Source organism: Micromonospora sp. CPCC 205546 (assembly GCF_036902715.1).
Lineage (GTDB): Bacteria > Actinomycetota > Actinomycetes > Mycobacteriales > Micromonosporaceae > Micromonospora.
The window spans coordinates 1-15,272 of record NZ_JBAKHL010000108.1; the positions used below are offsets into that span (position 1 = coordinate 1).

2 protein-coding genes are annotated in these 15,272 nt (G+C 76.4%); both read right to left on the reverse strand.

Annotation, left to right across the window (positions count from 1 at the left end; genetic code table 11):
* The coding region (locus tag V6U77_RS28370; RefSeq protein WP_334609822.1) for a type I polyketide synthase at positions 1–11,051 on the reverse strand (11,051 nt) is incomplete at its 3' end.
* A 46-nt stretch (positions 11,052–11,097) separates the two neighbouring features.
* A partial coding sequence (locus V6U77_RS28375; RefSeq protein ID WP_442934533.1) for an SDR family NAD(P)-dependent oxidoreductase occupies positions 11,098–15,272 on the reverse strand: 4,175 nt, incomplete at its 5' end.

The window sequence follows — 15,272 nt, forward strand, 5'->3', positions numbered from 1 at the left end:
CCGGTCAACACCGACACCAGATCCACGTCCAGGTACGGCGCCAGGGCCCGCTGGCACTCCGCCAGCTTCGCGTCGAACACCGGCGTACGACGCACCAGACCCGCCGCCATCCGCGCCGACTGCGCACCCTGACCCGGGAACACGAACACCGCACCGGTCCCGGAGGCCGTACCCGTGACGAGGTTCCCCGCCGGCACGCCTCCGGACAGGGCGTCGAGCCCCGCCAGCAGCTCGGCCACCCCGGCGCCGACGACGGCCGCACGGTGGTCGAACGTCGACCGGGTGGCGGCGAGGGACCAGCCCACCGCCGCCGCATCGATGTCGGCGTGCGCGCGTACGTGGTGGGCCAGGCGGGCCGCCTGACCGGCCAGGGCGCCCTTCGACCGCCCCGACACCGTCCAGACGACGACGTCGGCAGCCACCAGCCCCGGGCTGCGGCTCTCGGCGGCCTCGGGCTCCGCGTCCTCGGCGGGCAGGTCCTCGGGCAGTTCGATGATGACGTGGGCGTTGGTGCCGGAGATGCCGAACGACGACACCGCCGCCCGACGCGCCCGCGCCACGGCCGGCCACGCTCGCGACTCGACCGCCAGCTCGACGGCCCCGGAGGTCCAGTCGATGTGCGGGGACGGCTCGTCCACGTGCAGGGTCGCCGGGACCACGCCCTCCCGCATCGCCAGCACCATCTTGATCACACCGGCGACGCCGGCGGCGGCCTGCGTGTGGCCGATGTTCGACTTCACCGAGCCGAGCAGCAACGGCTTGTCGCGCTCCTGCCCGTACGTGGCGAGCAGGGCCTGGGCCTCGATCGGGTCGCCCAGCGTGGTGCCGGTGCCGTGCGCCTCGACCACGTCCACGTCGGCCGTGGAGAGCCGCGCCGAGGCCAGCGCCTGCCGGATCACCCGCTGCTGCGAGGGGCCGTTCGGGGCGGTCAGCCCGTTGGAGGCGCCGTCCTGGTTGACGGCGCTGCCGCGCACGATCGCCAGCACCTCGTGGCCGTTGCGTCGGGCGTCCGAGAGCCGCTCCACCAGCAGCATGCCGACGCCCTCGCCCCAGCCGGTGCCGTCGGCTCCCGCGGCGAACGCCTTGCACCGGCCGTCGGCGGCCAGGCCGCGCTGCCGGGAGAACTCCACGAACAGCCCGGGCGTCGCCATCACGGTCACGCCGCCGGCGAGGGCGAGGTCGCACTCGCCGCGCCGCAGCGACTGCACCGCCAGGTGCAACGCCACCAACGACGACGAACACGCCGTGTCCACCGACACCGCCGGCCCCTCCAACCCCAACGCGTACGCCACCCGACCCGACACCACACTCGCGGCGTTGCCCGTCCCCGCGAAGCCCTCCACCTCGTCCCCCGCCACCATCAGCAGGGCCCCATAGTCCTGACCATTGGTGCCCACGAACACCCCTGTTCGCGAACCCCGAAGAACCCCAGGCTCAACCCCTGCCCGCTCGACCGCCTCCCACGAAACCTCCAGCAGCAACCGCTGCTGCGGATCCATGGCCAACGCCTCGCGCGGCGAAATACCGAAGAAACCGGCATCAAACTCCGCCGCCTCGTAGAGGAAGGCGCCGCTGCGGACGTAGGAGGTGCCGGTGGAATAGGGGTCGGGGTCGTAGAGCCGCTCGACGTCCCAACCCCGATCGCCGGGTAGGTCGGACACGGCGTCGCGCCCGGCGTGCAGCATCTGCCAGAACCGCTCGGGGTCGCTCGCCCCACCGGGGAAGCGGCAGGACATCGCGACGATGGCCACCGGCTCGTCGTCGCCGAGCGTCACCGGGGCGGCCTCCGCGGCCACGGCGGCCTCCCCGCCCAGCTCCTCGTGCAGGTGCCGGGCGAGCGCGGTCGGTGACGGGTAGTCGAAGACCAGGGTCACCGGCAGCCGCAGCGCGGTGGCGGTGGCGAGCCGGTTGCGCAGCTCCACCGCCGTCACCGAGTCGAAGCCGAGGTCGCGGAACGCGTGGTGCGGGTCGACGGCCTGGCCGTCGGCGTACTTGAGGACCGTGGCCGCCTGGTCGCGGACCAGGTCGAGAAGCGCCTGCTGGCGCTCGGCGGCGCTCATCCGGGTGAACGCGCCGGCCGGGCCCGCCTCGTCGGTCTCCTTCGCCTCGGCGAGGCCCTTGGTGGCCTGCAACCGCTGCGCCTCGGGGATCTCCGAGATCAGCGGACCGGGCCGGGTGGCGGTGAAGGCGACGAAGAACCGGTCCCAGGCGATGTTCGAGATGGTCAGGAACGTCTCGTCGTGCTCGACGGCCTGGTGCAGGGCCGCGACGGCGAGCCGCGGCGGCATCTCGGGCGCCCCGTGTCGGTGCAGCATCTGGCCGAACTCGCCGTCGGCCATGCCGCCGCCGCCCCAGGCGCCCCAGCCGATGGAGGTGGCGGGTAGGCCGAGGGCACGGCGGTGCTCGGCGAGGGCGTTGAGGAACGCGTTGCCGGGGGCGTAGTTGCCCACGCCGGAGCTGCCGACGGTGCCGGCCATCGACGAGAACAGGATGAACGCGTCCAGGTCCAGCTCGCGGGTCAGCTCGTGCAGGTTCAGCGCGGCGGTGACCTTCGCGCTGAGCGCGTAGTTGACCTGCTCCAGCGTCAGCGAGTTGATCACCGAGTCGTCGAGGACGGCGGCGGTGTGCACGACGGTGGTCAGCGGGTGCTCGGGCGGCAGGTCGGCCAGGACGGCGGCGAGCGCCGACCGGTCGGCGGCGTCGCAGGCGGCGACGGTCACCCGGGCGCCCAGCGCGACCAGCTCGGCCTCGAGGTCGGCGATGCCCTCGGCCTGCCGGCCGCGCCGGCTGACCAGCACCAGGTGCGCGGCGCCGTTGGCGGCGAGCCAGCGGGCCATGTGGCCGCCGAGCGCGCCGGTGCCGCCGGTGACCAGGGCGGTGCCGGAGGGCCGCCAGGTGCGCGGCGCGGGGGTGTCGCCGAGCGGGGCATGCAACAGTCGCCGGCCGAACGCGCCGGCCCAGCGCAGCGCGACCTGGTCCTCCCCGTCGGTGCCGGCGAGGACGCGGACCAGCCGGCGGCCGGCCGCCTCGTCCAGCTCGTCGGGGAGGTCCACGAGGCCGCCCCAACGGTCGGGGTGCTCGAGCGCGGCGACCCGGCCGAAGCCCCAGGTGAGCTGCTGCAGCGGGTGCGGCAGCGGGTCGGCGGGGCCGGTGGCGACGGCGCCCCGGGTGAGGCACCACAGCGGTGCGCGGACGGCGGCGTCGCCGAGGGCCTGCACGAGGGTCACGGTGCCGGCGAAGCCGACCGGCACGGACGGGTGCGCCGGGGCGGGTGCCTCGTCGAGCGGCAGCAGCGACACGATCCCGGCGGGCGCGCCGCCGTCGGCGAGGTCGCGCAGCCGGGCGGCGAGCGCCGCGCGGTCGGTGCGGTCGGCGTCCAGCACCAGCGGTACGACGCTGCCGCCGTACCGCTGCACCGTCTCCCGGCAGAAGGCGGCCTCGGCCGCGCCGGTGTCGTCGGGGCCGGTGACCAGCCACCAGGTGCCGGTGACGGTGGGCTCACCCGGGGTGTCGCCGGCGATCGGCGTCCAGCTGTCCCGGTACCGCCAGGAGTCCACGGTGGCCTGGTCGCGGTGCCGGCGGCGCCAGGCGGCGAGGACCGGCAGCACGTCGGCGAACGCCGCGTCCGGCACGGGCTCCGACTCGGTCGCGGTGGCGAGCTCGGCGGTGAGCGCGGCCAGGTCCTCCGCCTCGACGGCCGCCCAGAACCGGGCGTCGACCTCGTCGTCGGCCACGGGGCCGGCGACGCCGGCGGCCGGGGCCGGCGCGGCGGACGGCTGCGGCCAGTAGAGCTGCCGCTGGAACGGGTACGTGGGCAGGTCGTGGCGACGCCCGGCGAGGCCCGTGAACGCGGGCCGCCAGTCGACCTGCGTACCCCCGGTCCAGACCTCGGCCAGGGCGCGCAGGAAGCGGCCGAGGCCGCCCTCGCCCCGGCGGAGGCTGCCGGTGACGGTGACCGCGTCCGGGTCGGCGGCGGCCAGTTCGACGCTCTCCTGCACGGCCATGGTCAGCACCGGGTGGGCGCTGACCTCGACGAAGGTGTGGTAGCCGCCGGCGACGAGGCTGCGCACCGCCTCGTCGAAGCGGACGGTCTGCCGCAGGTTGCGGTACCAGTAGTCGGCGTCGAGGGCGGCGGTGTCGAGCCAGTCCCCCTCGACGGTGGAGCGGAACCGGACCTCGCCGGTGCGGGGCCGCAGCCCGGCGAGCAGTTCGAGGAGCTGCTCGCGCAACTGCTCGACGTGGGCGGAGTGGGAGGCGTAGTCCACCGGGACGCGGCGCACCCGCACCTCGCGGGACTCGTAGTGGGCGACCAGCTCGTCGAGGGCGGCGCTGTCGCCGGAGACCACGACGGAGGTGGGTCCGTTGACGGCGGCCAGGGCGACCCGGCCGGACCAGCGGGTGATCGTCGCGGTGGCCTCGTCGGCGGTGGTGGCGACCGAGACCATGCCGCCGTCCCCGGCGATGCCGGCGATGATCCGGCTGCGCAGGGCGACCACGGCCGCCGCGTCGTCCAGGGTGAGGCCGCCGGCGACGTACGCGGCGGCGATCTCGCCCTGGGAGTGGCCGACGACGGCGGCGGGACGCACCCCGTACGACTCCCAGAGCGCGGCGAGCGAGACGCTGACCGCGAACAGGGTGGGCTGCACGACGTCGACCCGCTCCAGCGACGGGGCGTCGGGCGCGCCGCGTACCACGTCGGTCGGCGACCAGTCGACGTACGGGCGCAGCGCCTCGGCGCAGGCGGCGAACTTCTCCGCGAAGACCGGGGCGGTGTCGAGGAGTTCGGCGGCCATGCCGACCCACTGGGAGCCCTGGCCGGGGAAGACGAAGGCCACCTCGCCCGGCGTGCCGGGGGCACGCGTGACGGTCTGCGGGGTGGGTCGGCCGGCGGCGAGCGCGTCGAGGGAGGCGGTGAGGTCGTCCCGGTCGGCGGCGAAGACGACGGCCCGGTGGTCGTGCGACGCGCGGGTGGCGGCCAGCGACCAGCTGACGTCGGCGAGTTCGCCGTCGTCGACGAGGTCGAGGTGGTCGCGCAGGTCCCGGGTGCGGGCGGTCAGGGCGTCGACGGTGCGCCCGGAGAGCACCCAGGGCAGTTCCCCGGCCGGCCCGCCGGTCACCGGCTCGGACTCCGGCTCGGCGGCGGGGGCCTGTTCGAGGATGGTGTGCACGTTGGTGCCGCTGATGCCGAACGAGGAGACGGCGGCGCGGCGTACGCCGTCGGCCGGTTCCCACGGCCGGGCGGAGGTGAGCAGCTCGACGCTGCCGGCGCTCCAGTCGACGTGCGGGGTGGGCTCGTCCACGTGCAGGGTGGGCGGCAGCACCCCGTGCCGCATGGCCAGGACCATCTTCATCACCCCGGCCACGCCCGCCGCCGCCTGGGTGTGCCCGATGTTCGACTTGATCGAGCCGAGCCAGAGCGGCCGGTCGGCGGGGCGGTCCTGCCCGTAGGTGGCGATGAGCGCCTGCGCCTCGATGGGGTCGCCGAGCGTGGTGCCGGTGCCGTGCGCCTCGACGACGTCCACCTGCCCGGCGGTGAGGCCGGCGTTGGCGAGCGCCTGCCGGATCACCCGCTGCTGGGCGGGGCCGTTGGGGGCGGTGAGGCCGTTGGAGGCGCCGTCCTGGTTGACGGCGCTGCCGCGCAGCACGGCGAGGACCGGGTTGCCGTCGCGGCGGGCGTCGGAGAGGCGCTGGAGCACCAGCAGGCCGACGCCCTCGCCCCAGCCGGTGCCGTCGGCGGCCCCGGCGAACGGCTTGCAGCGGCCGTCCGCGGCGAGGCCGCGCTGGCGGGAGAAGCCGACGAAGATGCCGGGGGTGGCCATCACGGTGGCGCCGCCGGCCAGGGCGAGGTCGCACTCCCCCGTCTGGAGGGCCTGCGCGGCCAGGTGCATCGCGACCAGCGACGACGAGCAGGCGGTGTCGACGGTGACCGCCGGGCCGTGCAGCCCGAAGGTGTACGCCAGCCGGCCGGAGATGACGCTGGCGGAGGTGCCGGTGGCGAGGTAGTTCTCGTCGACGTCCCCGGCGGCCATCAGCAACGAGCCGTAGTCCTGGCCGTTGGTGCCCACGTACACGCCGGTGCGGCTGCCGCGCAGGGCGGTCGGGTCGATCCGGGCCCGCTCGAACGCCTCCCAGGTGGCCTCCAGCAGCAGCCGCTGCTGCGGGTCCATGGCGAGGGCCTCGCGGGGGCTGATGCCGAAGAAGGCCGGGTCGAACTCGCCGGCCCCGGCGACGAAGCCGCCCTCGCGCACGTAGCTGGTGCCGAGGTGCTCGGGGTCTGGGTGGTACAGCTCGGCGAGGTTCCAGCCGCGCTCGCCGGGCATCAGGCTCATCGCGTCGGTGCCGGTGGCGACGAGGTCCCAGAGCTGCTCGGGCGAGGCGACGCCGCCGGGGAAGCGGCAGCTCATCGCGACGATGGCGATCGGCTCGCGGTCGCGGCCCACGCCGTCGGCGACCACCTCGTCGGCGGTGTGCCCGGCGGTGAGGCCGTGCAGGTGGGCGGCGAGTTCGGCGACCGTGGGGTGGTCGAAGACCAGCGTGGCGGGCAGCGTCATGCCGGTCTCGGCGGTGAGCCGGTTGCGCAGCTCGACGGCGGTCAGCGAGTCGAAGCCGAGGTCGCGGAAGGTGCGCTCGGGCAGCGGCTGGCCGGCCGGGTAGCCGAGCACCACGGCGGCCTGCGTACGGACCAGGTCGGCGAGCTGCGGCAGGGACCGGCCGACGACCACGGCGCGGGCGGGACCGGTGGGCACGGCGGGCACCCCGGGCAGGGCGGCGATCAGTGGCGTCGGCCGCCCCCAGGAGGCGGCGAGGCGTCCCCAGTCGACGTCGGCGACGGTGACCGCCGGCTCGGCGGTGTTGACCAGTCGGCCGAGGGCGGTGACGGCCTCGGCGACGGGGAGCGCGTTGACCCCGCCCCGGGCGAGCCGGGCGGTCAGCGCCGCGGCCATGCCGTCCTCGGCCCAGGCGCCCCAGGCGATGGCGGTGCCCGGCAGGCCCTGGCCGCGGCGCCAGGCCGCGAACGCGTCGAGGTACGCGTTCGCCGCCGCGTAGTTGCCCTGTCCGGCGCTGCCGATGACCCCGGCGAGGGAGGAGAAGAGCACGAACGCGTCGAGGTCGCGGTCGGCGGTGGCCTCGTGCAGCACCCGGGCGGCGCGGACCTTGGCGTCGAGGACGCTCTGCATCCGGGCCAGGTCGAGCCCGTCGAGGACGCCGTCGTCGACCACGCCGGCGGTGTGCACGACGGCGGTCAGCTCCGGCAGCCCGGCCACCAGCGCGTCGACCGCCGCCCGGTCGGTGACGTCACACGCCACCACCCGCACCGCACCCGACTCGTCGACCAGCTCGGCCGCGCCCGGCGCCGCCGCACCCCGCCGCGAGGCGAGCACCACCTCGCCCGCCCCGTTGGCCAGCAGCCAGCGGGCCACGTGCCGACCCAGCGCACCCGTACCACCGGTCACCAGCACCGTCCCGGCGGGCCGCCAACCCGACCCGGCCGGCGGCGCGGCCGGCACCAGCCGCCGGCCGAAGAGGCCCTGCGGGCGGATCGCCACCTGGTCGTGGCCGCCGTCGGCGAGGACGGCGAGCAGCGCGTCCGCGGTGGTCCGGTCGACGCGGGCCGGCAGGTCGACCAGGCCGCCCCAGCGGTCCGGCTGTTCGAGGGCGACGACCCGACCCAGGCCCCAGGCCAGGGCGGGCCACGGGTCGGCGACGGTCTCGCCGCCGCCGACGCCGACGGCGCCCCTGGTCAGGCACCAGAGCCGGCCGGGCAGGCCGGCGTCGGCGAGCGCCTGGGTGAGGGTGAGCAGGAGCGCGGCGCCGGCGGAGACGGCCGGGGCGTCCGGCAACGCCCGATCGGATGCGGGCGGCACGCAGAGCACCCCGCTCCAGCCCTGGTCGCCGTGGCGGCGCAGCAGTTCGGTCAGCTCCGCGCGGGCGGTGCCGGGGGCGACGGTCAGGGCGTCGACGTGGGCGCCCGCGCCGGTCAGCGTGCCGGCCACCCCGGCATCGTCCGCGTCGGCGGTCACGACCAGCCAGCGGCCGGTCAGCGACGGCGCGGCGGCGGGGCGTACCGGCTCCCAGTCGACCCGGTACGACCAGCCGTCCACCACGGCGTCGCGTTGCCGGGCCCGCCGCCACGACGACAGCACCGGTACGGCCGGGGCGAGGGCCTCGACCGCCGCCGGGTCGTCCTGCACGGCCAGGTGCGCGGCGACCCCGGTCAGGTCCCCGCGCTCCACCGCCGCCCAGAAGTCGCCCTCGGCGGTGTCTCCCGGCGCGGCCGCCCCGGTGGCGTCGCCGACCTCGGGCCAGTAGCGCTGGTGCTGGAAGGCGTACGTGGGCAGGTCCACCCGCCGGGCGCCGGTGTCGGCGAACCACGGCCGCCAGTCCACCACCACCCCGTGCGCGTGCAGCTCGGCCAGACCGGCCAGCAGCCCGTGCACCTCGGGCCGGTCGCCGCGCTGCGCCGGCACGGCGAGCACCCCGTCGACGCCCGGCAGCGCGTCGACGACCATGGCGGTCAGTACGCTGCGCGGGCCGATCTCCAGGAACGTGTCCGCCCCGGCGGCCCGCAACGCGGTGACGCCGTCGGCGAAGCGCACGGCCTCGCGCACGTGACGCACCCAGTAGTCGGCGGTGCGGATCTCGTCGGCGTCGGCCAGCGCCCCGGTCACGTTCGACACCACGGGCAGCGACGGCGCGGCGAACTCCAGCCTGTCGAGCACCGCGCGGAACCTGGCGAGCATCGGCTCCATCAGCGGGCTGTGGAACGCGTGGCTGACCGTGAGCCGGCGCGTGCGTACGCCCCGCTCCCGCCAGAGCCGCTCCACCTCGTCGAGCGCGTCCACGGCGCCGGAGACCACCACCGAGGCCGGCCCGTTGACCGCGGCGATCCCCACGTCGGCGAGCCCGTCCAGCGTGGCCAGCACGTCGGCCTCCGCGGCGGCGACGGCCAGCATCCCGCCGCCGGCCGGCAGCGCCTGCATCAGCCGGCCCCGCGCCGCCACCAGCGCGCAGGCGTGCTCCAGCGACAGCACCCCGGCGACGTACGCGGCGGTGACCTCGCCGATCGAGTGGCCGGCGACCAGGTCGGGGGCGATGCCGAAGGACTCGACGAGGCGGAACAGCGCCACCTCGACGGCGAACAGGCCGGCCTGGGTGAACACCGTCCGGTCCAGCAGCTCGGCGTCGGCCGATCCGTCGACGGCGAAGAGCACCTCGCGCAGGGGGCGCGGCAGGGCCCGGTCCAGGTACCCGCACACCTCGTCGAGCGCGGCGGCGAAGACGGGGAACTCCGCGTACAGCTCGCGGCCCATGCCGGCGCGCTGCGCGCCCTGGCCGGAGAAGAGCACCGCGAGCTGGCCGCGCGACGACCCGGCGCCGGCGACGACGGTGCCGGCCGGTTCCCCGGCGGCGAGGGCGCGCAGCCCGGCGAGCAGGTCGTCGCGGCCGGTCGCCGACACCACGGCGCGGCGGTCCAGGGTGGAGCGGGCGGTGACCGACGAGAAGGCCACGTCGAGCGGGCGCAGGGCGTCGTCGGTGGCGAGCCGGGCGGCCCAGCGGCCGGCCTGGGCGGCGAGGGCGGCGTCGGAGCGGGCGGAGAGCAGCACCGGGACGACCGCGCGGTCCGCCGGCGCGGTCGGCGCGGGCTCGGCGTCCGCGTCGGCCGGGGCCGGGGCCTGCTCGATGATGGTGTGCGCGTTGGTGCCGGACACCCCGAACGAGGACACCGCGGCCCGGCGGGGCCGGTCCACGGCGGGCCACGGTGTGGCGGCGGTGGCGAGGGTGACCGCCCCGGCGGTCCAGTCGATGTGCGGGGACGGCTCGTCGACGTGCAGCGTCGGCGGCACGACGCCCTGCCTCATCGCCATCACCATCTTGATCACGCCGGCCACGCCGGCGGCGGCCTGGGTGTGGCCGATGTTCGACTTGACCGAGCCGAGCAGCAGCGGCGCGGCGTCGTCGCGGTCCTGCCCGTACGTGGCGAGCAGCGCCTGCGCCTCGATCGGGTCGCCGAGCCGGGTGCCGGTGCCGTGCGCCTCCACCACGTCCACCTGCTCGGGGGTGAGCCGGGCGTTGGCCAGGGCCTGGCGGATGACGCGGACCTGGGAGGGGCCGTGCGGGGCGCTGAGCCCGTTGGACGCGCCGTCCTGGTTCACCGCGCTGCCCCGCACCACGGCGAGGATCGGGTGTCCGTGCCGCTGCGCGTCGGAGAGCCGGGTGAGCAGCAGCATGCCGATGCCCTCGGACCAGGAGGTGCCGTCCGCGCCGGCGGCGAACGCCTTGCACCGGCCGTCGGCGGCGAGGCCCCGTTGCCGGCTGAAGCCGACGAAGACCGCCGGGGTGGGCATCACCGTCACGCCGCCGGCCAGCGCCAGCTCGCAGTCGCCGTTGCGCAGGGCCTGCGCGGCCAGGTGGATGGCGACCAGCGAGGACGAGCAGGCGGTGTCGACGGTGACCGCCGGCCCCTCCAGCCCGAGGGTGTACGCGACGCGCCCGGAGATGACGCTGGTGGCGTTGCCGGTGAGCAGGTGCCCCTCGCCGTTCTCGGCCTGCGCCATCATGCCGTCGTAGCCGTGCGAGGACGCCCCGACGAAGACGCCGGTACGGCTGCCCCGGACCGCCGGCAGCGGCAGCCCGGCCCGCTCGAACGCCTCCCAGGAGGTCTCCAGCAGCAGCCGCTGCTGCGGGTCCATGGCGACCGCCTCGCGGGGCGAGATGCCGAACAGGTCGGCGTCGAAGTCGGCGGCGCCGTAGACGAAGCCGCCCTCGCGCACGTAGCTGGTGCCGGGGTGGTCGGGGTCGGGGTGGAAGAGGCGGTCCAGGTCCCAGCCCCGGTCGGCGGGGAACGGCCCGATCCCGTCGCCGCCGTCGCGCACGAGCTGCCACAACGCCTCGGGGCTGTCGACGCCACCGGGGTAGCGGCAGCTCATCGCCACGATGGCGATGGGCTCGGCGTCCCGGGCCTCCAGCTCGCGCAGCCGCCGCCGGGTACGCCGCAGCTCCGAGGTCGTACGCTTCAGGTACTCGACGTACTTCTCGTCCTCGTTGCTCACCGTGGACCTACCTCACTCGGCATGCCGATGTCGTTGCGGCTGGTGGTCACGACGTCTCCAGCTCGCGGTCGATCAGGTCGAAGATGTTCTCGGCGGTGGCCGACTCCAGGTCGTCGTCGTCGCCGTCCGCGTCCGCCTGCCGCTCGGTCAGCCGGTCCAGCAGGCCGTGCAGCCGGTCGGTGATCCGGCGGAACTCGTCGTCGGTCGGTTCGAGCCCGACGAGCGCCGCCTCCAGCCGGTCGAGTTCCCGGCCCGCCGTCGACGTCTCCCCCACCGGGGTCGCCGGGGCGAACTGCCCGGCCAGGTGGGCGGCGAGCGCCTCCGGCGTCGGGTTGTCGAAGACCAACGTCGCCGGCAGCCGCAGCCCGGTGGCCGCGCCGAGCCGGTTGCGCAGCTCGACCGCGGTGAGCGAGTCGAAGCCGAGTTCCCGGAAGGCGCGGGTCGGCTCGATGCCGGCCGGGTCACCGTGGCCGAGGACGACCGCCACGTGCGACAGCACCAGGTCACGCAGGGCGCGTACCCGCTTGTCGTCGGGCAGGGCGCGCAGGGTCTCGGCGTACGCCTGCCCGTCGGCGGCCTCGCCGGCCGCGACCCGGCGCCCGGCGGCGCGGACCAGGTTCGTCAGCAGCGGGTGGACGGGCGACCCGGGCGCCGCCACTCCGGTGACGATCTTGGCGGGCATCAGGGTCGCCCGCTCCGAACGCCACACCGCGTCGAACAGGGCGAGGCCCTCGTCGTCGGACAGGGCGGCCATGCCGCCCCGGTCGAGGCGGCGGATGTCGGCCGAGTCGAGGTGCCCGGTCATGCCGCTGGCCTGGGCCCAGCGGCCCCAGGCGAGCGCGACCGCCGGCAGGCCGAGGGCCCGCCGGTGCTCGGCGAGGGCGTCGAGGAACGCGTTGCCGGCGGCGTAGTTGCCCTGTCCGGGGCCGCCGAACACGCCGGCGGCGGCGGAGAAGAGCACGAACGCGCTCAGCTCGTGGCCGAGGGTGGCCCGGTGCAGGTTCCAGGCCACGTCGACCTTGGGCCGCAGCACCGCGTCGAGGCGCTCGGGGGTGAGCGACTCGACGGTGGCGTCGTCGAGGACGCCGGCGGCGTGCACGACCGCCCGCAGCGGATACCGGGGGTCCACCATGGACAACACGTCCGCGACGGCGTCGGGGTCGGCCAGGTCGGCGGCGACGATCGACACGTCCGCGCCGAGGGCCTTGAGGTCGGCGAGCAGCTCGTCGGCGCCCTCCGCGTCCGGGCCGCGCCGGCTGACCAGGAGCAGCTGCCGGGCGTCGTGCGCGGTGACCAGGTGGCGGCAGAGCAGCGCGCCGAGGGTGCCGGTCGCCCCGGAGACCAGGACCGTGCCGTCGAGCCGGGACGCCTGCGGGATGCTCAGCGCCAGCTTGCCGACGTGCCGGGCCTGGCTGAGGAACCGGAACGCCTCGGGGGCGCGCCGGACGTCCCACGTGCGCCGGGGCAGCGGCCGCAGCGCCCCGCCGGCGAAGAGCGCCATCAGCTCACCCAGCATCGCGCCGATCTTCTGCGGGCCGGCCTCGATGAGGTCGAAGACCTGGTAGCTGACACCCGGGTGGGCGGCGGCGACCCGCTGCGGGTCCCGCTTGTCGGTCTTGCCCATCTCGACGAACCGGCCACCGTCGGCGAGCAGCCCCAGCGACGCGTCGACGAACTCGCCGCTGAGCGCGTTGAGCACCACGTCGACCCCCCGCCCGCCGGTGCGGCGGGCGAACTCCCCGGCGAAGTCGAGGCTGCGGGAGGAGGCGAGGTGCGCGTCGTCGAAGCCGGTGGCGCGCAGCGCCGGCCACTTGCCGGGGCTGGCCGTGCCGTAGACCTCCGCGCCGAGGTGGCGGGCGATCTGCACGGCTGCCATGCCGACGCCGCCGGCCGCGGCGTGGACGAGCACGGACTCCCCGGCGCGCAGCCGGGCCAGCTCGACCAGGCCGTACCAGGCGGTCAGGAAGACCACGGGCACGGCGGCGGCGTCGGTGTAGGACCAGCCGTCGGGGATGCGGGTGAGCAGCCTGCGGTCGGTGACCGCGACCGAGGAGAACGAGCCGGAGAAGATGCCCATCACCCGGTCGCCGGGGGCGAGGTCGGTGACCCCCGCTCCCACGCCGAGCACCATGCCGGCGCCCTCGTTGCCCAGCACCTCCTGGTCGGGGACCATGCCGAGGGCCAGCACCACGTCGCGGAAGTTCAGCCCGGAGGCGCGCATCCCGACCAGCACGTGGCCCGCCGGCAGCTCCCCGGTCTCGCGGGGGGCGGGCAGCAGGGCCAGGTTCTCCAGCGTGCCCTTCTCGGTGACGTCGAGGCGCCACGGCACCTCGTCGGCGGGCAGCGGCAGAACCCCGGCGTCGCGCGCCCGGGCCAGCCGGGGCACGAGCAACGCGCCGTCGCGCAGCGCGAGTTGCGGCTCGCCGCAGGCGACGGCCGCCGGGACCGCCGCCAGGGAGGCGGCGGCGTCGTCGGTGTCGAGCAGGGTGAACCGGCCGGGGTGCTCGGACTGCGCCGAGCGCACCAGGCCCCACAGGCTCGCCCGGGCCAGGTCCCGGGGGGCCTCGCCCGGGGCGGCGCCGACCGCGCCCCGGGTGTGCAGGACCAGCCGGGACCGCTCCAGCCGGGGCTCGCCCAACCACTGCTGCGCGAGCGCGAGCGCGTCGCGGGCCGCGTCGTGCGCGGCCGCGCCGGCCCGCTGCGGGTCCGGCTCCGCGCCGGAGCGCAGGTCCAGCACCACATCGGGTACGTCCCCGGACTCCCCGACCGCCGCGACCAGGGCGGCCAGGTCGGCGTGGGCCCGCACCGGGTGTCCGGCGGCGGTGAGCGCCCCGCCCAGGCCGAGGGTGTCGTCGCCGAGCAGCGCCCAGCGGACCAGCTCCCCCGCCGCCGCGTCGGTGCGCGGCAGCGGCGTCCAGTCCAGGTGGAACACCGAGGTGCGGCGCAGGGCGGCGGCCTCGTCGGCCCGGCCCGCGGCGACCGGGCGGAACGTCAGCGACTCGACGGTGGCGACCGGCTGCCCGGCGGTGTCGGCGAGCGTGACCGCGACCGTGTCCGGGCCGAGCGACCGCAGCCGCGCCCGCAGCCGGGTGGCGCCGTGGGCGTGCAGGGCGACCGCGCGGAAGGCGAACGGCATCCAGCCCGCACCGGAGGTGTCCGCCGGGTCGCCGAGCAGGGCGGTGACCCCGCTGGCCTGCAGGGCCGCGTCGAACAGGGCGGGGTGCAGCCCGAAGCGGGACGCGTCGGCGCTGGCCGCCTCGGGGAGGACCACCTCGGCGTAGACCTCGCCGTCGCCGCGCCACACCCGGCGCAGGCCCCGGAAGGCGGGGCCGTAGCCGAGGCCGTCCTCGGCCATCTGCGCGTACCAGGCGTCGAGGTCGAGGCCGACCTCGACGGCGGCGGCTGGCGGCCACTGCCCCGGTACGGCGCTCGGCGCGGGCAGGTGCGCCAGCAGCAGGCCCTCGGCGTGCCGGGTCCACTCGGCGTCGGCGTCCTCCTCGGGGCGGGAGTGCACGGTGACGCTCCGCTCGCCGGTGTCGCCGGGCGGGCCCACGCGTACCTGCACCTGCACCGCGCCGGCGGGCGGGAGCACCAGCGGGTTGATCAGCGTCAGGTCGCCCACCTGTGCGGCGTCGACCTCGTCGCCGGCCCGGACCACCATGTCGACGAGGCCGGTGCCGGGGACGATCACCGTCCCGCCGACGGCGTGGTCGGCCAGCCACGGGTGGGTACGCACCGACAGTCGCCCGGTCAGCACCACCGTCCGGTCGTCGGCGACGGGTACGGCCGCGCTGAGCAGCGGGTGGTCGGTGTCCCGCAGGCCGGCGGAGCCGACGTCGCGTACCCGGTGCGCGGGCGCCTCCAGCCAGAAGCGTCCCCGCTCGAAGGCGTAGGTGGGCAGCGCGACGGTGTCGGTCCGGCCCAGCACGGCCGTCAGGTCGACGGGCAGGCCGATGGTGTGCGCGGTGGCGAGGTTCGTCAGCAGCCGCGTCGCGTCGTCGTCGCCCCGCCGCAGGCTGCCCAGGGTGTGCCCGGTCGCGCCGGTGTCGTCGAGGATCGCCGTCACCGGCATGGTCAACACCGGATGCGGGGAGATCTCCACGAACGTGGTGTGCCCCGCCTCGATGGCGACGCGGACGGCCGGGTCGAACTGCACGGTCTGCCGCAGGTTGTCGTACCAGTAGTCCGCCGTCATCGACGCCGGGTCGACCCAGTCCCCGG